At 46.9% G+C, this 701-nt stretch carries 1 protein-coding gene; it reads right to left on the bottom strand.

What is annotated here, in order from left to right; all coding sequences use genetic code 11:
• A partial coding sequence (gene cmoB, locus A3739_RS03250; protein ID WP_068500294.1) for a tRNA 5-methoxyuridine(34)/uridine 5-oxyacetic acid(34) synthase CmoB occupies positions 1-701 on the bottom strand: 701 nt, incomplete at both ends.

Genomic DNA, 701 nt, shown 5'->3' with positions numbered 1-701 from the left:
TTGCGACCAGTGTTGCACGCAAAGGTGCAGGGTAGCCTTCTACGGTTAGATTTGGATTGGCTGGGTCAAGGAAGTCGGCTAGAGACTGAAAGTCCATCCACTCGGTTGCGCGCTGTTCGTCTAGGCTGGTTTGATCTAGATCTACACACTTAATGTCGGTAAAGCCGGCGCGTCGAAGCCATAGTTCTAAGGTTGGAACGCTTGGAAGATACCAAACATTTCGCATCATAGCGTATCGGTCCTCTGGCATTAATGAATAGCCAAGTTCGCCTTCGACTACTAATGTCTCTAATACGAGCTCGCCACCAGGTTTCAACGCCCCTTTAAGTTCATAAAGGTGGTCGATAGGTGACTTACGATGGTAAAGCACCCCCATCGAAAATACGGTATCAAAGTGTTCTAGTTGAGGGTGGACGTCCTCCATCTTTATCGGTAGTAAATGTATCGGTGCATCTCGGCCACAATACTTCTTAATTGCGTTGAATTGCATTAGGAATAGATAGCTGGGGTCAATGCCAATAACGCGGTTTGCTCCCTCACCAAGCATTCTCCAACAGTGATATCCTGAGCCACATCCCACGTCCAATACATTTTTATTCGCGAGCGGACTAATATGAGGACTAACTCGGTCCCATTTCCAATCAGAGCGCCATTCGGTATCAATGTGAGTATTGAATAATTCAAATGGGCCTTTTCGCCAT

It is taken from the genome of Oleiphilus sp. HI0067 (assembly GCF_001635735.1).
This window is presented reverse-complemented; position numbering and strand designations above follow the sequence as displayed.